18 protein-coding genes and 1 tRNA gene are annotated in these 18,544 nt (G+C 53.7%); 3 read left to right on the forward strand and 16 right to left on the reverse strand.

From position 1 onward, the window contains the following. Positions 1-195 precede the first annotated feature (195 nt). The 3 genes from QJ48_RS18450 to radC all read right to left on the reverse strand — a co-directional run bounded on the left by QJ48_RS18450 (position 196) and on the right by radC (position 2,480). The gene (locus QJ48_RS18450) at positions 196-1,107 is read right to left on the reverse strand and encodes a protein kinase domain-containing protein (protein WP_193394463.1); all 912 of its coding nucleotides are present in this window, start codon (positions 1,105-1,107) and stop codon (positions 196-198) included. After that, a complete protein-coding gene (locus tag QJ48_RS18455) occupies positions 1,091-1,870 on the reverse strand; it encodes a vWA domain-containing protein (protein ID WP_054975010.1) in 780 nt (259 codons plus the stop codon). Before QJ48_RS18455 ends, QJ48_RS18450 begins: the two co-directional genes overlap by 17 nt. Positions 1,871-2,003: 133 nt before the next feature. Beyond that, the gene (gene radC / locus QJ48_RS18460; RefSeq protein WP_063858121.1) at positions 2,004-2,480 is read right to left on the reverse strand and encodes a DNA repair protein RadC; all 477 of its coding nucleotides are present in this window, start codon (positions 2,478-2,480) and stop codon (positions 2,004-2,006) included. Between the two features lie 213 nt (positions 2,481-2,693). Here radC and QJ48_RS18465 point away from each other — a divergent pair, with 213 nt between their 5' ends. Continuing rightward, positions 2,694-3,257: a VanZ family protein gene (locus QJ48_RS18465; RefSeq protein ID WP_054975011.1), complete on the forward strand. Its 564-nt coding sequence runs from the start codon at positions 2,694-2,696 to the stop codon at positions 3,255-3,257. Between the two features lie 81 nt (positions 3,258-3,338). Here the strand turns inward: QJ48_RS18465 and spoIIE are convergent, their stop codons facing one another. From spoIIE to yabP, 6 genes are all read right to left on the reverse strand, one after another. Beyond that, positions 3,339-5,834: a stage II sporulation protein E gene (spoIIE, locus tag QJ48_RS18470; protein ID WP_054975012.1), complete on the reverse strand. Its 2,496-nt coding sequence runs from the start codon at positions 5,832-5,834 to the stop codon at positions 3,339-3,341. A 417-nt stretch (positions 5,835-6,251) separates the two neighbouring features. After that, a tRNA-Met gene (locus QJ48_RS18475) sits at positions 6,252-6,325 on the reverse strand. 91 nt (positions 6,326-6,416) lie between these two features. Next, complete coding sequence (locus QJ48_RS18480) at positions 6,417-6,884, reverse strand: S1 domain-containing RNA-binding protein (RefSeq protein WP_054975013.1); 468 nt, start codon at positions 6,882-6,884, stop codon at positions 6,417-6,419. A 116-nt stretch (positions 6,885-7,000) separates the two neighbouring features. Then, on the reverse strand, positions 7,001-7,330 hold the full coding sequence (locus tag QJ48_RS18485; RefSeq protein ID WP_054975014.1) for a septum formation initiator family protein: 330 nt from the start codon (positions 7,328-7,330) through the stop codon (positions 7,001-7,003). Positions 7,331-7,355: 25 nt separating this feature from the next. Beyond that, positions 7,356-7,937: a spore cortex biosynthesis protein YabQ gene (yabQ, locus tag QJ48_RS18490; protein ID WP_054975015.1), complete on the reverse strand. Its 582-nt coding sequence runs from the start codon at positions 7,935-7,937 to the stop codon at positions 7,356-7,358. Beyond that, positions 7,934-8,218 carry a sporulation protein YabP gene (yabP, locus tag QJ48_RS18495; RefSeq protein ID WP_025846843.1) on the reverse strand — a complete coding sequence of 95 codons (285 nt, stop codon included), beginning with the start codon at positions 8,216-8,218 and terminating at the stop codon, positions 7,934-7,936. The genes yabQ and yabP overlap by 4 nt, the downstream gene beginning before the upstream one ends. Positions 8,219-8,833: 615 nt before the next feature. On the opposite strand from yabP, the gene QJ48_RS38340 reads away from it, so the two are divergent. Together QJ48_RS38340 and QJ48_RS18505 are read left to right on the forward strand one after the other, a co-directional pair. Next, complete coding sequence (locus QJ48_RS38340; protein ID WP_237762971.1) at positions 8,834-9,283, forward strand: transposase; 450 nt, start codon at positions 8,834-8,836, stop codon at positions 9,281-9,283. Beyond that, the gene (locus QJ48_RS18505; protein WP_337589628.1) at positions 9,189-10,019 is read left to right on the forward strand and encodes an IS3 family transposase; all 831 of its coding nucleotides are present in this window, start codon (positions 9,189-9,191) and stop codon (positions 10,017-10,019) included. The genes QJ48_RS38340 and QJ48_RS18505 overlap by 95 nt, the downstream gene beginning before the upstream one ends. A gap of 175 nt (positions 10,020-10,194) precedes the next feature. Here QJ48_RS18505 and QJ48_RS18510 read toward each other — a convergent pair whose 3' ends face one another. The 7 genes from QJ48_RS18510 to mfd form a co-directional block, all read right to left on the reverse strand. Continuing rightward, positions 10,195-10,467: an RNA-binding S4 domain-containing protein gene (locus tag QJ48_RS18510; RefSeq protein ID WP_010501445.1), complete on the reverse strand. Its 273-nt coding sequence runs from the start codon at positions 10,465-10,467 to the stop codon at positions 10,195-10,197. Next, positions 10,467-10,739: an HU family DNA-binding protein gene (locus QJ48_RS18515; RefSeq protein ID WP_010501443.1), complete on the reverse strand. Its 273-nt coding sequence runs from the start codon at positions 10,737-10,739 to the stop codon at positions 10,467-10,469. Before QJ48_RS18515 ends, QJ48_RS18510 begins: the two co-directional genes overlap by 1 nt. Before the next feature lie 77 nt (positions 10,740-10,816). Continuing rightward, positions 10,817-12,325, reverse strand: coding sequence for a nucleoside triphosphate pyrophosphohydrolase (gene mazG, locus QJ48_RS18520; RefSeq protein ID WP_054975017.1), 1,509 nt, complete (start codon positions 12,323-12,325; stop codon positions 10,817-10,819). Between the two features lie 41 nt (positions 12,326-12,366). Continuing rightward, the gene (locus tag QJ48_RS18525; RefSeq protein ID WP_054975018.1) at positions 12,367-14,064 is read right to left on the reverse strand and encodes a polysaccharide biosynthesis protein; all 1,698 of its coding nucleotides are present in this window, start codon (positions 14,062-14,064) and stop codon (positions 12,367-12,369) included. Between the two features lie 182 nt (positions 14,065-14,246). Beyond that, complete coding sequence (spoVT, locus tag QJ48_RS18530) at positions 14,247-14,789, reverse strand: stage V sporulation protein T (RefSeq protein WP_054975019.1); 543 nt, start codon at positions 14,787-14,789, stop codon at positions 14,247-14,249. A gap of 234 nt (positions 14,790-15,023) precedes the next feature. Beyond that, a complete protein-coding gene (locus QJ48_RS18535) occupies positions 15,024-16,130 on the reverse strand; it encodes a peptidylprolyl isomerase (protein WP_054975020.1) in 1,107 nt (368 codons plus the stop codon). Then, the coding region (mfd, locus tag QJ48_RS18540; RefSeq protein ID WP_054975022.1) for a transcription-repair coupling factor at positions 16,117-18,544 on the reverse strand (2,428 nt) is incomplete at its 5' end. The genes QJ48_RS18535 and mfd, both read right to left, overlap by 14 nt.

An 18,544-nucleotide genomic window follows, 5' to 3' on the forward strand; every position in this document is an offset into this window, starting at 1 on the left:
CGGAATCGGGTCCGCCCGATACCGCCACGACCACGCCGTCCCCCGGTTCGATCAAAGCTTCGTCTTGAATGAACCGCTCCACTTGCGCAGATAATGTTTCCGCCGTCTCCATGAATGAACAACCTCTCGTCTGACGAACCTTCCCGTTTGACTATTACCCGATCCGGGCCGTCTTGAATTGCCTTTGTCTACATTTTATTGCAAGACGAAATAAATGGCCGCGCCGAACATCAGCAAGGAAGCGGCGAAGCACAGCTTGATCCAGCCCCCTTTGACCGGCTTCTTGCGCACCGGACGGTAAGCCGAGCCGCGGGCGCGCCAGTCGGCCAGCGCTTGCTTGGAGCTCGTGTAGCGGCCCGTCAGCGCTTTGCGCAGCACCGGCGCCGACGGCGCCAGCAGCGCATTGCCCTTCAGCATATCGAGCAGCCACTCGACGTTGCGGTTCTGCGGCAGCAGTGAATTCACGGAATGAAACCGGCGTTCCCGGTCCGTCACGTTGAGCATCAGCACGGCGAAGGAGAACAAATCGTACGCGTCGTCCGCCATCCGAGTGCCGGCGTTCCAGAAGCCGCGATCGTACACCTCGGTAAACTGCTTCACCGCGCGCCCTTTGGCCGTTACGCCGCCGAAATCGATCAAGGCCACGTCGCCGTAGCCCGATATGATCATATTCTCGGCTTTCAAGTCGCCAAAGACAAAGCCGCTCGCATGCAGCTCGGACAGCTTCCGTAGCAGGTTCAGGCCGATGAGATGAATCCAATCGCTGCCGTACTGCTTCATGTATTCCGTCAAAGACTTTCCTTTGATGTACTTTGTGACGCAAAAAGGATAATCCGTGCCTTCCCATGAAAAATCGTCGACATCAATCAACGTCTGCTGAAACGATGTGGCCGATTGGGACAACGCCTTCAGCGCATTGACCTCGGACTGATGATCCACGGCGTCGAAACCGACCTTAAGCGCGTAATACCGCTTCCCCCGGGAGACCAGATATACTTTGCCGTTGGCTCCTTCGCCAAGTAGCCGCTCCACACGGTATGCGTTATGATTCCATTTGCCGTTTACGAGGGTTCCCGCCGGAAAAGCGGGCCTAAACGACGTAGTCACCGAATATCCCATCCTCGCTTGATCTCATACGGCTGTCGGCCGTCCGCCGATCCCCCGCTGCATTATGCTTGCTTCTATATGTATCATCGGCCGAGCCGTTCATGAATTCAACGACTTTGAGCAGCGCCGGTCCTGTCGGCGTCGTACCCTTCATGTTTAATTTATAAAACAACCGGTTCAAATTTGCAAGGTCGCGGGTCCAGCCGATGTCCATCTCGACCTCCTGATCGCCCGATACGTTGCCCGGAAAATGAAAGACGGACAGCAGGCTCTCGCCCATCCGTGATTGCAGGCTGAGCTGAAGATCGCAGATCGCTTCCTTGACGGCCGGCAGCTTCGGCTTCATGCTGGCGCTGGCGTCGATCAGCAAAGCGACCTTCAAATCCGCCGTTTCCGTCAAATCGTCAATGACCCGCACCACTTCGGAGCGCTGCTCCGGCGGCAAAGCCTCTAGCTTCGTCGTCTGCCCCAGAATGCTCCGCAGCTCTTGTCCGACCACCTGCTGGATCGTCTGGACAACCGTTTTGCGCGTCATCATCTGCATCGTTTGCGAGAGCTGCGAAGGCTGCACGGTCCGGCTCATGCCGCCGCCCGCTGCGGCAATCTCGTCGATCTCGGAAGCGCCTAGTTCGCCGATCTCGCCGGCGTCCAGCACCCCGATAACGTGAACGATAATCCCTTTCGCTTTCGCTTCGGCCGCCGCGACGGCCGGGCTGATTCCGACATTGGAGCAGCCGTCGGTCATAAGTATGATCTGCTTCATCTGTTCATCCTCCCATCTATCTATTACCCAGTTTTTCCAGTTGGGAGAATTCTAAACTTGCCCTCCAGTGTGACCTTTCGAACAAAGCGGAAACAAAAAATCCGACCCCGCTTAAGCTATAAGCGGATCGGATTCATTTTTCGGGATCAGACTGGCCCTTGTTCAGCAATCCTTGCTCAGCCATGCTGCAATACTTCCCATCGCCTGTTATGATATGGTCGAGCACTTCGATCAGCATCAGCTCGCCGGCATCGACAATCCTCTGCGTGATTTCGATATCCTCCTCGCTTGGCGTCGGATCACCCGACGGGTGGTTATGGAACAGCACGATGCTGGCTGCATTGTTTAAAATGGCCGCTTTGAAAACTTCCCTTGGATGAATCAGCACAGCATTCAAAGTGCCGATAGCCAGGACATGAATGCCCGCCACAACATTTCGCGAGTCCAGCGTCAGAATGCCGAATTTCTCAACCGCTTCGTTATTCAAATCAAGAACGGTCTGAATAATCTGATTTGCATCCTCTGGAGAGCTTACTTTTTTACTATTCAAATGATATAACTCACTTTTTTCTTTGACTTGCTTAACTGAATAGAAGTTTATTCTTTCCATCTTCAGGCTCCTTTCGGAATCCAACTTACCTTATTGTACTGGATTCCACACCCTTCCAGCAAACTCCTGTCGGTTTATAAAAATCCTGCATAAGTAAATTCCATTTGTTACCAATATAGGATATAATATTCTGGATATGACCACTTTCGGACAATACTCCTAGGATTTGTTACTATCCACAATTTTAAGGCGGTAATAATTATTTTAACTGGAATGCCGCTTGGAGTATCGCTTGTAATTGCAGTAATTTTCACAGCCTTACATAACATTTCAACCAAAAAAAATGTATTAAAAAATCTTACATTGTTGATCTTTTATCTACACATTTTAGTTGTCATTTCAATAATACTCTTTCCAATCCCTGTGCAATCCAACCTATTGTTAAGCCTCAAACGGGGCAATATAGAACTTAATATGAATTTTATACCTTTTAAAAGTATTATTGATATTATGCAAAACTCTGTATCTCCTTTCGTAGCTGTTAAACAAATCGCTGGAAATATTCTCATGTGTGCTCCTTTTGGATTTTATGCGCCACTACTATTTCAACACATTAACTCTCCAATCAGAATAATAATCTACGGTATTCTTTTCGGATTATGTATTGAATTATCCCAATTGATTATTGGCGTTGGAATTGGGTTCTTTTATCGAAGCTTGGATGTAGATGATATTATTTTAAATACTATAGGCGTTACACTTGGCTATGCCTTTTTAACGCTGTTAAAGCGCTTTGACATAAAAAACTCATTATATCAAAAAGTTTTTAAGTCCTGATTTGTGTAAAACAATATTAGGTTTAGCTAACTAAAAAACGTCCTGAAACACAGGACGTTTTTTAGTTTGGCAGCCTTTATTTCAGCTAACCGTTTTCGGACGGTCCACGCGCTGCATACCGGGCCAACGGAACGTTGCCCACTCCGGCTGGAATTTCGAGATTCGCGCGACGACCACCGTCATGTCGTCGTAAATGTCCCCATGATGATACCGCACCACCCTCTCCAATAAAATGTCGGCAAAATCTTGCGGGCTATCCGCCTCGATCTCGCTGATCATCCGTTTCATCCACAGCTCCTTATTCACCGCATGGCCCGGCGCATCGTAAATGCCGTCCGTCATCATGATCAAAATATCATCATGCCGCAAAGGCACGCTGACCAGATCGACGTCGATATCGTGCACGATCCCTACGGGCAAATTGTTGGCCGTCACCGGGATTACTTCATCCCCTCTCTTAATAAAGCTTGGCGTCGAGCCGATCTTCAAAAAGGTGGTCTGCGCGTTATACAAGTCGACAAGCGCCACATCGACCGTCGCAAACATCTCGTCCGACGAGCGCAGCATCAGCACCGAATTGACGGATTTGATCGCCAGCTTCTCGTCCATGCCGGATTGCAGCAGCTGCTGCAAAATGGACAGCGCCGTGCTGCTCTCCGCCCGCGCCCGCTCGCCATTGCCCATTCCGTCGCTGAGCGCCACCGCAAACTTGCCGTTGCCGAGCTCCACCGTGCTGAAGCTGTCGCCCGACAGCAAATCGCCTCCTTTGGCGGCCCCGGCCACCCCGGTTTCCACCTCGTACTCCTTCGCCGAACCAAACAGCACCGTGCTGTAGCCTTCCTTCCGCTCCATCGCCTGCTCGTTTTTGACGGCAATGTTTTCCCCGACAATCTCGGAGAGCAGCGGCGCGATGATTTTGCGGCACTCGTCAAAGCCTCTCGTATATTGATGCACGATTTCGATCTCGACATTGCCTTCGTCCAAGCTGATAACGTCGATGCTATGTATGGAGAGCCCCAGCTCCTCTAATGCGCTGCGGATCTGCTCTTCCTGCATGAAGAGCTCCTGTCCTTCCCGTTTGATCTCTTTCGCCAGGTCCTCCATCACCTGAGATACTCCGGACAATTGATCCGCTACGATCTGGCGGCTGTCGACGATCTGCTTCTTCCAATGTTGATCGTGCTTGTACAATTGATACTGCTGCTTCATCACCTCCAGCACTTGATCCGGCTTAATGCACTGCTTCTTCCACTGCGGCCGGACATCCTTGCGCGACATATTTTCCCGAAGCTCCACCTCCGTCATCATATCGGTCATAAATTTATAAGTCTGATAAAACTTGCCGTCCCAGCACTGCTTCCTCTTCCAGCAGTTCGCGCACGACTTCTCCGCCACCGAATTCATGAAATGGCCGACTTCCTCCTCCTTGCGCGCCGGCTGCGCATCGACGGTCACCTGCTTGAAGCTGCGGGAGAGCTGCTTGAACACCTCGGAAAATTGCTCGACGCGGCTCGCGGTCACATCCCGCACCCGCTTGGCGTAATCGTGCTGCGACTTCAGATTTTCCTGCGTTCCCGGCACGTATTTGGCCAGCATCTGAATGACTCCCTTCGGTGTCATCAGGAACAGCGACACCGCCGCCACCGATTCCCACGTAGAATAAATCACCTCCGACGAATTTCCTAAATAAAAGGAAAGAATGGAAGAACCGATCAGCATGCCGAGCGCTACCGCCATTTTGTTGCCTTCGCGCAGCAGCCCGGCAAGCATCCCCGCAAACGCCAGCAAGCTCATCTGATAAATGGCGCTTGCATTCGCGAGGCTTAGAATGAGCCCGGAGATGACCCCCACGGAAGCTCCGAGCGGCGCCCCGCCTACGAGCGCAAATAGCAGGATCAAGTAGCGCGACATCACGTGCTCCAGCGTAACCGGTCCAATAAGCCAGCCCACGGTCCCCGTCATCACCGAAGCAAGCAGAATGATCAGACAGATGACTTCTTCGTTTTTTAAATTGTAATTTTTGCGGGTTAAGGTAAACACGGGAATCGCTTGCAGGAATATATGTGTCAGAATGAGACTAAGCGTCGATTCGATGCCCGTCATCATCATCGCATACCAGCTCAGTTCCGCAGAGGCCAAATGGGAGAACAGCTGAACGAAAAACGTGGCGGCGAACAAGAATAACGCGGCATACGAGATGTCGGACCGCTCGAACCGCTCTACGCCTTTTTGGATCAACAGGAAGACCAGCATCTGCGCGACCAGGTATCCCGTATGCTTCGGATCGATGGAGAACAGTCCGCCCGCGGCCAGAAATACGCCGGACCAATAGAGCAGTTCGCGCCGCAAAAAATACATGACTGCGAAAAAGGCGACCGCGAACGGCGCGAGCTGATCCAGGATCATTGCCCGGCCCAGCAAAAACGCCATCATCAGCAGCAATATCGACCATTTCTTGGCGACGAACCACTGCACCAACCGGTTTTTCACGACCAACGCAATCATGCCTTGCTTGATCCGAAGCACCCATCCCGACGCTGCCGTTCCCATTGCATTCATACTTTGACGTTTTTGCATATTTTCATCACACCACCCATAGACTATTAGTGGTCTTAGTATATAAGCTGTCCATCGGAAAGTTTGTCAGAATGCGGGGGCTGGTCCAAAGTTTTTTCCGACAAAATGAGTTGCTGCCTCGAATCGCCCTGAATCAGCGGATTAAAGGAAATTGTAAGCGCTGTCACAAAGCTGCGGTTTTATACACTTCACTTTATGTTCGGGACTTGTTCGCAGCGGACCTTTGTCCTTTACGTTACAACCTGTCGATTCGCCGGGGCCGCCCGAAAGATACGACAAAAAAAGTCCGGCCCGCCCTGACTTATGACAAAGACATAGCTTTCCCGCCAAACAAGCGGAATAACGGCAAACAAAAAACCTGAGCGTCTGACGATTCTCACCGCCCGACCTCAGGTTATTCGCTTTGCCTCTTCATTATAGCGGCAGAGGGGATCGAACCCCCGACCTTACGGGTATGAACCGTACGCTCTAGCCAGCTGAGCTATGCCGCCGCAACAAGCATGAGTATATAACAGCCGGGAAGGGCTTGTCAAGCGGCAAAAAAACCGAATGAGCTCAGGCCCATCCGGTTCCGTCTATTTATTAGTCACGACGCGCGCCGCGTCCGCCTCTTTTACCCTCGGTATTTTTCTTCAAGGAAGAGATGCGATCCTCGCTGTCTTTCAGAAAACGCGCCATTTTATCTTCGAAGGTAACGTGCTTGTTGGCGGGAGGTCTACCACCACCACGGCCTCCACGGTCCCCTCGGCCGAAGCCGCCGCGGTCGCCTTGTCTGTCAAAACGAGCGGGCCTTGTCGGAGCGGCATCCACCGGGCGATCGACCGCTTGCTTGATCGATAATCCGATTTTGCCGTCTTTGTCGACATTAATCACTTTTACGGTTACGATATCGTTAAGCTTCAGATGATCATTGACATCCTTGACATAGTTGTCCGCAATCTCCGAGATGTGCACAAGGCCAGTAACCCCCTCAGATAGCTCAACGAACGCCCCAAAGTGAGTAATGCCTGTCACTTTTCCTTGCAGCTTGCTGCCCACTTCAATTGCCATAAAGTAAACTAATCCTCCCTTAAATAGTTAAGAAACAAAGAGAAATTGAAGCTATGCCGATTATAACTTACGGAGAAAATACGGTCAACACAAGGCTGTGCCCATCTTTTGCCGAGTTACTTCTGGGCCGGTTTCGGGGTATAAAATAACGTCTCCCCTTGTTTGACATAATGCAGCTCTTTGCGAATTTTTTGCTCTACGTACTCGGGGTCGTTCAGACGCGCGATCTCATGCCGCAAGGTTTCATTCTGCTGCTGTGCTTCCGCTTTTTTCTGCTGGACTGCGCTAAGCTTCTGGCTGCGCTCACTGATTTTATCGACCTGATTCCAAAGTGTGACACCAGCCCAACTCAAAAAGCAAGCCAGCATCAGCATGACCAAACGGCGTCGGCGAAAGGAGCCTTTGTTATGCGGTTGCATGGGATTGGTTTTCGAGAGTGCCTGCATGTACCTGAAATCCTCCTACGTACGATCAAAAGAGTCGACGGAGCCATGCCGCGATGCTTTGACCGGTTTTCAGAACCCATGCGGGGACGGAAACGCGAAAACGGATCCACCGACCGAAAGGCTTAAGAAGCCATAACAGCAATTTCCACACAGGATAAAGCAATTGTAACACAATTTTGTACAGGAATATAGCCGTTGCGGCCAAAAAACCCAAAATGATCACAACGATGCGGTACATCACCAGGACCGGCTTTATAATCAACAGCTGAACCGTCCGTTTGCCGAACCGGATCGCAGCCAGTACGGCACGGATCATAAAATGAATTACCCGGATCATGGTCCGGCTAAACACCAAAAAGTAAAAGGTTATTCCGATGCCGAGACCCAAAAATATAAACGGGCGCACCTCGCCCCAATTGCTCTCATACAGCAGTGCGAACACCAGGAGCGTGCCAATAAGCCAATAGAGAAGGTCCAGAACCGCCCGAAGCCATGCCCGGACTTTCAGCTGGCCGGAAAGCACCCGGTACACGTCATACAATCCCCCGAGCGCCAGACCTCCCGCATACATCATCCCTAAGGTGACGAACTGAATGTGCAGCGTCACTTGAACAGCTTACTCAGGAATCCCTTGGTTTTCCCTTGGGAGTTTGCGTCAACATAGGCCAGCTCGTTCACGTACCCTTCGATGGCAACGAGACCCTGCTCCAGGCTCAAGTTTTTGATATGTAAATTTTGCCCCTTGATCATTAAATATCCGCACTCGGTTTCAAGCAAAAATTCTTCGCTGTCGAAGCTCTCCACATTTAACACGCCGGATACCTCGAGCAGCTTGCGGTTGAGCATCTTGATCTCCTGCCGTTTCACCTTCCCCGGCTGTTCTACCATGGCTTGGTTCATCCTCCTTGGACGCTTTGGCGGTAAAAACCATTTGTTCTCGTTGTCACTACGAACGGTGCTGATGGCCTCCGGCCGCTCTTGAAAACGGGTTATCTTAATATTGAATTTCAGAGGAAATAACCCGTTTTCAAAGGCGGCACGTAAACTCTCCGGCCATCACACCGTTCTTCGCTAACGCATCATCAAAAATTTTTACGCACAAAGCTTGTTTACTTAAAAATATGGAGGTCGTCCGAGGTTTAGAACTACCAATGGTAGAGAGAAGGAATCCGCCTCGAATGGAAGGTAAAACCGGAGGTCTAGAAAAACCGTCGAAGCTTTAATCAAGACGTGAAGGATTAATGGTTTTACAAATAGAGGAACTTTAAGTGTGCTATTGTATCCAAATTAGCCCGACCGGACAAAATAGAGAACCTGACGTGCGTTAACAACCTTATTTCAGGGGGTATGAACCTTTTTCGACACGGTTAAAGAACCCTGGTTCCGCTAAGTCCAATGAATAACTGACAAGCTCGGACTAACGCATTGTGTGGAGCTAGAATAAAAAGTAGACACTTCGCTAAGAGACACTAGATAATAGGGTTAACGGGAGAGGTGTCCAAGATGGGTGAACAAAGACAACGTTACAATGAAGAATTTAAAAAGCAAACCGTAAAGTACATTCAGCAAGAAGCTAAGACAATTGCTGAGATATGTGCAGAGCTAAATATTCCGAAGAGTACAGTACAGCAATGGCTTGCTCAATATCGTGAGTTTGACCATGAACCAGTTGCCAATGCCACTAAGCTTCGTGAGATGGAGCAGCTTCTCAAGGAGAAGGAGCGCGAGCTCAAGGCAAAGGATCGCGAACTCACCGATGCCCAAGAGGAGTTGGCCATCTTAAAAAGGCTCTGCACATCTTCAGCAAGCCAAAGAACTAAGGTTCCAATTCATCGAAGAAAACAGCTCCGAATTTTCGGTGGAGAAGATGTGCAAAGTCCTGGGTGTGTCACGGAGCGGCTATTACAAATGGAAATCCGCCGAGCCAAGCCAGCAGCAGATCTGGAAGAATGAGATTCTCAGGCGTATTGCGCATCATTTCCACGACAACAAAGGGAGATACGGAAGCCCCAAAATCACGCATTTGCTTTCCCTAGAAGGGTATACCATCACACAGCGCACTGTTGGAATCTACATGCGGGAGCTCAGGCTACGCTCGTGTGTGTCCAAGAAGTTTAGGGTAACCACAACCGATTCCAATCATGATTTCCCAACGGCCCCTAATATTCTAAACCAGCGGTTTCAAACCGAAGCACCAAACAAAGTATGGGTGGCAGACATCACGTATATCCCCTGCCGTGAAGGCCGACTGTACCTGGCGAGCATCTTAGACCTCTACAGCCGCGAGATCGTAGGCTGGCGCCTTGCTGACCGCATGACAACTGAACTAGTGCTCGGGGCGCTGGATGACGCTTATCAAACCAAGAGACCTGAGAAAGGGCTCATTCATCATTCCGATCGCGGTACTCAGTATGCATCTCATGATTATAGGTCCCGTTTAGCACAGTATCACATCGTAGCAAGTATGAGTCGCAGAGGGAACTGCTACGATAACGCCTGCATGGAATCCTTTCATAGCATTTTGAAGAAAGAACTGATTTACACGACAAAGTTCAGAACGAAACAACAGGCTTACGATGAGATCTTTGCCTATATCGAATTCTTCTACAACAGGAAACGAATCCATGGAGCTTTGGGCTATTTGTCACCTGTTCGATTTGCTGCACTGTTTTACAAGAAAACCGCTTAATTTAGTGTCCACTTTCTTGACGTAGGTCCAGTGATTCCTTTATTTGCAAAGCAGGGCCGGTACAACCTTTCAAACTCCGGTGAAGGATCATCCTTGAAAGGTACGGGTTTCACGGTCCCGGCCACGGAGTTCGACTAAAAAAAGACCGGAAAGCTCCGGTCTCTTTGGCGGGCCTTTAAAATAAAGGCTCGGGTTTATTCATTTCTTCTTTGAGCAGCGTGTACATCTTCGCCGCGTCTTCCTTGCGGGTCGACTCGGAAAGCAGTTCCACGCGCACGGTCACCAGCTTTTGCCCGAACTGAATGGTCAGTTCGTCGCCCACTTTCACCGCGCTGCTCGGTTTTGCCTCCCGTCCGTTGATCCAGACGCGGCCCTGTTCGGACACGTCCTTCGCGACAGTGCGCCGCTTGATCAGGCGGGAAAGCTTGAGAAACTTGTCAAGCCGCATTACTTCACCGCTTCTTTAAGCTTGTTGCCTGCTTTGAATGCAGGAACCTTGGACTCAGGAATGGTGATCTCTTTGCCCGTTTGCGGGTTGCGACCCGTACGGCCCGAGCGTTTGCGGGTTTCGAACGTACCGAAGCCGATCAATTGTACTTTGTCACCGTTGGACAATGCTTCCGTAACTTCGCCAAGGAAGCTGTTCAATACGGATTCCACGTCTTTTTTAGTCAAGCCGCTTTTTTCTGCGATGTTGTTGATAAGATCGGTTTTGTTCATGAGTTTAATATCCTCCTCTTAAAAGTGACGCTGAACTAAAGTATTCTTTGTTCGTTAGGAAAATCCTGCAAAGCTTCTTATTTTTTCAGAACTTTTTTTGCTTCCTGCCACAAAGATTCCATCTCTTGCAAATCAGTTTGGTCAAATGATTTGCCCTTTAAACGCAATTGCGCCTCGATATACCCGAAACGTTCGAAAAATTTGCGGTTGGCGTCCGCCATCGCTTCTTCGGGGTCCACCTTGAGAAACCGCGCCAGATTGACGACGGCAAAGAGCAGGTCGCCCAGCTCTTCCTGCTGCTCCGCTTTGCCGAAGCGCTCGATCGCTTCTTTTACTTCGGCCAGCTCGGACTCGACCACCGGCAGCACCTCTTCCTTGGTGCCCCAATCGAAGCCGACGGAAGCGGCTTTCTTCTGCAGCTTGTACGCCTTCATCAGTCCCGGCAGCTCGCGGGGGACGCCGGAGAGAAGCGGCTGCTCGTCGGGGTTGATCCCCTTCTTCCGCTTCTCCTCCTCCTTGATCTGCTGCCAGTTGCCCAGCGCCTCCTCGGCATCTTCCGCCTGCGCCGTCCCGAAGACGTGCGGATGACGGCGGACGAGCTTCTCGTTGAGCTCGCGGATGACGTCGAAGACGGTAAACATCCCATCCTCCGCTTCGATCTGCGAATGCAGCATGATCTGCAGCAGCAGATCGCCGAGCTCCTCGCGCATATGGTCGGGATCGTCCTCGTCGATCGTTTCCAGCACTTCGTACGCTTCTTCGATCAGGTTTTTGCGCAGCGACTGATGCGTCTGCTCGCGGTCCCACGGACAGCCCTCAGGGCTGCGGAGGATAGCAACAATCTCATGCAGCCGCGTAAAGGTGCGGCTCCGCACGTCTTCGCGGTCGGTGCGCGGCACCCAGACCAAGGACAAATTGCCGTAACCCTCCACCCGGTCCAGCTCATAGAGCGGCACCTCGCGCACGCGCTCTTCTCCGGCCACGCCAAGCGCATGGCCGACGACGACGGGATAATCGTCCGGATACAGCTCCATCAGCGTCAGCTTCACGTCGGACGCCGTGTAGACGTCGTACACTTGCCCGATCAGCGTATGCAGCTGCGGATTGAGCCCGCTCGCCGTCAGCGAAGTGCCGTCGAGCAGTTGGAAGCCTTCGATCGGATCGAAGCCGAGCCGCAGGAACGCTTGATCCAGAAAGCTTTCGCCGCCCATCAGGGTGAGCAGCACGCCCTCGGCCGGACAACGCTCGCGCAGCAGCTGTACGGTCCGCTCGGCCACCATCGGATGGCCGGGTACGGCGTAGAGCACCTCCCCGCTGTTCGCGGCTTTGGCCCGCTCGATCAATTGCGAAGCGATCTGCTCGTAAACGGCCTCAAAGCCCTCGTTCGCTTCATAGACCGCATCGAACGTCTCATAGCGAAGGCCGTGATGGTCCAGCATTGCGACCATCGGGTGCTCCCGGGTGCGGAGAAATAGCGCCCCGCCTCGCGCCCCGGCGGCTTCGAGCTTGCGCCAGACGCCGAGGGTCAGTTGGTTTTCGTCGCCGGTTCCGAGACCGACGACCGTAATTTGCGGTTGAGTGGACATAGCCCAGAGCCGCCTCCTTCAGTTTGGGGTGCGGCGCTCCGTCAGCGGAGCAGCCGGAATCGGCGCAGCCAGGCGAGGGGCTTCCCCGCCAGCTGCGGCACAAGCGCCAGATCGGCGGCGGTGACGACGCCCAGGCGCAGCAGGGCCACCGCGTAAGCGAGCGCCCCTACGGCGACGCCGCCGAGCGCGATGACCGCGGCCGTGCCCCGTGGGGGCAGGGCTGCGGGCAGCTGCGCGAGCAGCGGCGGGACGCCGTGCGTCACGGCCAGCAGGCCGAGCGCCATGAAGCCGATGCCAAGCATCGGTTTCATGGCGGCGAGGCCGCCCGCGGCCGGGACCCCGGCGGCGCGCAGCGCGTGCGCGAGCGCGAGGCCGCCGGCGAGCGCGTAGGCGGCGAGCGACGCCCAGGCGGCGCCGTCGATGCCGTAGCGCGGCACGAGCGCCACGCTGGCGGCGACTTTCACCGCGGCGGCGAGCAGCAGGTACAGCACCGGCGCACGCACAGCGCCGAGGCCCTGCAGCACGCTTCCCGCGACGATGTTCACCGCCGAGAACAGGGCGGTGAACGCCAACACCGCCATCGCCGCCGTGCCTTCGGCGCTCTTGAAGAACATCACGTTCAGCGGCTCCGCCAGCAGAGCGAGCCCGAATGAAGCGGCGAGCCCGATTAGCCAGGTCAGCCGCAAGGACAAACCCGCGCGTGCGCGCACCGCATCCGCATCGCCGCGCCGGAGCGCTTCGGCGATCGCCGGAACGAGCGCCGCAGACATCGAGGATGCGATCATCGCGACCAACTGCACGAGCGGCAGGCCGTGGTTGTACAGCCCGAACTGATACAACGCTTCGCTCTCGTCGAAGCCGGCTGAACGCAGCAGCCGGGGCATCGTGAACGAATCGACGAGCGTTAAGATCGGCATCGCCACGGAGCCGAGACAGAGCGGCAGCGCATAGGCGGACAATCGTTTTGCCAGCGCCCAGTCGCGCCGCCAGCCGCCACCCCCTCCAACCGAGGCTTGCGCCCGGAAAAGCTCACGCCTCCGTTCCTTACGCCAGTACCACAGCATGACAGCAAGTCCCGCCAGCGCGCCCATCACCGAGCCGAACGTCGCGCCTGCGGCGATCCGTTCCGGCCCGAAGCCAAGCCGCATCAGCACTAGCAGCAGAACGACCATCGTCGCCACCCGTACCATCTGCTCCACCACCTGAGACCAAGCGGTCGGCCGCATGTCCTGATAGCCTTGATAATAGCCGCGCAGCGCAGACATAAGAGGTACGACGAGCAGGGCATAAGACACGCTTCGTATCGCCGGAGCCGTTTGCGGCGCAGCCATCCACCGCGCAATCGTCTCCGCCCCGAAATACAGCAGCAAAAAGAAGACGATTCCGGTGCCCATCAACGATAAGGATGCCACCCGTAGCACGCGCCGGGCCTCGTCATACTGCCGTTCGGCAGCATACTCCGACACAAACTTCGATACGACCAGAGGAAATCCGGCCGTGGCCAACACCAAAATCAATATGTACAACGGATACACGGCATTGTATATGCCAAAGACCGCATCGCCCGCCAGGTTTTGCAGCGGAATTTTTTGCAGCGTGCCGATCAGCTTCGAAATGACCGCCGCCAGACCAAGCAGGGCCGCCCCTTGCAGCAGCACCGAGCCTTTTCCCCCGTCCCGGTCTTTGCTGTCCGCAATGTCAGGCCCGCCTGCCTCCATCCGCTCCGATCGCTCTTTCATGACGCTTCCCCTTCGTTCCCGCGACCGGTCCCTCATCCGTCCGGCGAGGAACCCATTCGGACAGATTTTGCAGCCCCATTATACCGCAATTCGCAATCCTTTTCCAAAAACGCAAAAAGCTTCCCGATTTCCCTCCAAGGGATTTCGATCAGGAAGCTGCGCATCGCTGTCCATCGGCGGAGCTATTGCTCCATCTGCTTTGCCAGAAAGCCGGCGGCCGTTTCCGCCATCTTCAGTTCCATTTGACCCATCTTCACATTCTCGTCCTTGTTCAACAGGATCACCGAACCGATCGGATCGCCCCCCGCCACGATCGGCGCAATCACATACGAGCTGTACGTCTCGGTAACGTCCTTGCAGATTTCATAAGAGCCACCGCCGGTTTCCAGCGTCGATTTGCGGTTTTCCATGCTTTGTTCCACCAAAGAACCGATCTGCTTCTCTAAAAAATCTTTCTTCGAGCCGCCGGCCACGGCAATGATCGTATCGCGGTCGGATATCATCGTGATATGGTTTGTGCTCTCATAGAGCGATTCGGCGTACTCCTTGGCAAAATCCCCAAGCTCGCCGATCGGAGAATATTTCTTTAAAATGACTTCCCCGTCCCGGTCCACAAAAATTTCAAGTGGATCCCCTTCCCGAATACGCAGGGTGCGGCGTATCTCCTTCGGGATTACGACCCTGCCAAGATCGTCGATACGACGAACGATTCCAGTTGCTTTCATGTTTCTAGATGCCTCGCTTTCCAAGAAGAATGGGATACAGACTGGATATGACCCTGTATGCAAAATGGAGGGAATTCGACTGACCCTAGTATTCTTCAATTCCCGGCGGCCTATGCATGTCCAACTCCGGCGCGGTTGGAGGCGCTTGGTCGGACAATTAAGCCGTCGCTGTTTACATTATGTCCAAAAAAATGAAAACAAAACAGGGCACCCCATGGGGTACCCTGGTAATTGTTACTTGCCGCCTTCCGTCTTCGGCGCATCCGTTTTGGGAGCGTCCGTTTTCGGAGCATCGGTTTTAGGCGCATCGGTTTTCGGAGCTTCCGCCGGCTTTTTCTCCTCCGGCTTCGGCAGGTTATTCGTCTGAATCAGACCTGGCAGTTCTTTCTCCACAAAATCGTACACCTTCGTCTCAGCCGCTGCCGAACGCAGCTCCGGCTTGACTTCATCGAGCGTTTTCGTGTTGCGCGCTTCCACTTTCATTACATGATAGCCGAACGACGTTTCCACCGGATCGCTGATCTTCCCGATTGGCAGCTCCGCCGCCGCTTTCTTAAACTCGGGCACCCATTGGGAGATGTCCGCGTTCTCGTACTTGCCGCCATTCTCTTTCGAGCCCGGATCGTCCGAATATTCTTTCGCCAGCGCGTCAAAGTCGCCACCCTTATTCAGCTTGTCTTGTACTTCCTTCGCTCGCTTGAGCGCATCTTCCTTGGAACGGGTTTCCTTGCCTGTCGCCGGATCGTTGATCCCGACCAGAATATGTCTGACCGTCGCCGTCACATAGGCGGTTTTGTCCTGCTCCAATCTGGTGTTGTACGCCGTTTGAATCTCTTGATCGGTCACTTTGCTTTCTTCGGAGACAATCGCCGTGATGCTGCGCTTCACGAACTCCTCCACGTCTTTTTGCTCCAGCTTCGCATCCTTGAGCTGTTTCTCCATGCCGCCTTCCTGAGCGCCCAGGAAGCCCTTGATTTGCTCAAATTGAGCAGTAAACTGCTTCTCAGCTTCCGCCTTCGCTTTGTCATCCGCGCGGGAGGACAAGATTTTGAAGGTGACGAGCTGCTTCATCATATCCTGTTGAAAAGCAGGGTCGTCTTTGAATTGCGCATATTGCTTATAGAAGAACGCGTTCACATTCAAAAAGGTATCGAATTCGCCGCGCGTGACTTGTCCGTCCTTGTATGTCACAAGCACCTCGCTCGGTTTTCCTTTATCGGCAGCAGCCGGTGCCGCTTCGTCCTTTTTCTTGCCGCAACCTGCAGCGACACCCGCGACCAATACGAGCGCACAAAGAGCCAAAAGCCCTTTTCGTAACGGTTTCCGTTTATTTTGCCACATTCTGCAGCTCTCCCTTCGATTTCAACACACGCTTGTATTGTACCAAAAACCTTTCCAGCAAAGCGATGGTTTCTTCTGGCTTCAATCCTTTTCCCTTGAGCTCGATGTGAATTTGCGGTCCGCTGATCAGCTTGATCCGATTCTCGAATTCGCCCGACAGCTGGAACAGCTTCTGTCCGTCCAAATTGCCGTTCTGATCGGGGTGAATTTTCAGCTCGTAATCGAGCCCCTTCTGCGAGATGATCTCGATACCGTACAAGGCACCGTACACTTTCAGCCGTGCGGCGGTCAACAGATTTTGCACCGCATCCGGCAGATCGCCGAAGCGGTCGACCAATTCGTCCTCCAGCTCCATCGCTTCATCCAAGGTTTGAATGGCCGCGACTTTTTTGTAAATCTCGATTTTTTGCACGCTGTCGTAGATGTAGTCGCCGGGAATGTAAGCGTCCAGCTGGATATCGAGCTGCGTCGACCATACTTTCGTCTCTTGCACGGCTTCGCCGCCTAATTCCTTCTTGCGCTTCTGGATTTCCTCGGCCAGCATTTGCGAATACAGATCGAAGCCTACCGACGCGATAAATCCGTGCTGCTCCGCACCAAGCAAGTTGCCCGCACCGCGGATGGACAAGTCTCTCATCGCAATTTTAAACCCGGATCCAAGTTCTGTAAACTCTTTTATCGCCTGCAGCCGCTTCTCCGCCACCTCCGTCAGCACCTTATCGCGCTGGTACGTAAAGTAGGCATAAGCGATCCGGTTGGAGCGCCCGACCCGTCCGCGAAGCTGATACAGCTGGGACAAGCCCATCTTGTCGGCGTCGTGGACGATCAGCGTATTGACGTTCGGGATATCGACCCCGGTCTCGATGATGCTGGTGCTGACCAGCACGTCGTATTCGCCGTCCAGGAAGTCGAGAATGGTTTTCTCCAGCTCCTGCTCGGACATTTGCCCGTGCGCGACCGTCACCCGGGCGTCGGGGACGAGCATCGAGATTTGATCGGCCATCTGGGTAATTCCCTGCACACGGTTGAACAGGTAATAGACCTGGCCTTCGCGCGCCAGTTCCCGTTCGATTGCTTCCCTAACCAGCGAGGCGCTGTATTCGACGACATACGTCTGCACCGGAAACCGGTTTTCCGGCGGCGTCTCGATAACCGACAAGTCCCGCACGCCGAGCATGGACATATGCAGGGTACGGGGAATGGGCGTCGCGGTCAGCGTCAGCACGTCCACATTCGTCTTCAGCCGCTTCAGCTTTTCCTTGTGCGACACGCCGAAACGCTGCTCTTCGTCGACGATCAGCAGCCCCAAATCCTTGAACTGCACATCCTTCGACAACAGCCGGTGCGTCCCGATCACCACGTCGACCGTGCCGTTCTTAATGCCTTTCATCGTTTCGGTCTGCTCCTTCTTAGAGCGGAACCGGCTGAGCACTTGAATGTTAAACGGATAGCCCGAGAACCGTTCCCGGAACGTCTCGTAATGCTGCTGCGCCAAAATCGTCGTCGGCACGAGCACCGCTACCTGCTTGCCGTCTATCGCCGCCTTGAACGCCGCGCGGATCGCTACCTCGGTTTTCCCGTATCCGACGTCTCCGCACAGCAAGCGGTCCATCGGTCTCGACTTCTCCATGTCTTTCTTGATTTCATCAATGGCACGCAGCTGATCCGACGTTTCCTCATACGGGAACATGCCTTCGAATTCCTGCTGGTAGTTCGAATCTTGATTGAAGGCGTAGCCCGGAGTCGCTTGACGATCCGCATACAGCTTGATCAGATCGTCGGCAATATCCTGTACGGATGCGCGGGCCTTGCTTTTCACCCGGTTCCAGTCGGCGCCTCCGAGCTTATAGACCTTCGGTTCCTTGCCTTCTTCCGAGCCGACGTATTTCTGCACATGATCGATCTGATCGATCGGCACCGACAGCTTGTCGCCGCCGGCGTACAGGATGTGTAGATAATCTTTATGAATGCCGCCGACCTCAAGCGTGCCGATGCCGACAAATTTACCGATCCCGTGGTTAACGTGAACGACGTAATCGCCGATTTTGAGCTCCTGGTAGTTTTTGATCCGCTCGGCGTTCTCGATCTTTTTGTCCACCTTGCGCGCTTTGCGCTGCTTCTGTGTGAACATCTCGCCTTCGGTGATGACGACCAGATGAATGCCCGGCAGCTCGAAGCCGGTCTGCAGATTTCCGTCCACGATTTGCGGCTCGTCAATGTGGTAGTCGGCCAGTACGCGCTTGATGCGGTCTACCCGCTCCGCCCCGCTCGCTACCATCATCACCTTCGCGCCGGACTTTTTCCAGCGCTCCATTTCGCTTTTCAACAGGTTCATCTGCCCATGGAAATTTTGCATCAGGCGGCACATGAAGTTGACGATGTTCTGCGGCGACGTCTGCGGCACCTGCCGCAGG

Origin of the sequence: Paenibacillus sp. A3 (assembly GCF_001399685.1) — a bacterium.
Lineage (GTDB): Bacteria > Bacillota > Bacilli > Paenibacillales > NBRC-103111 > Paenibacillus_G.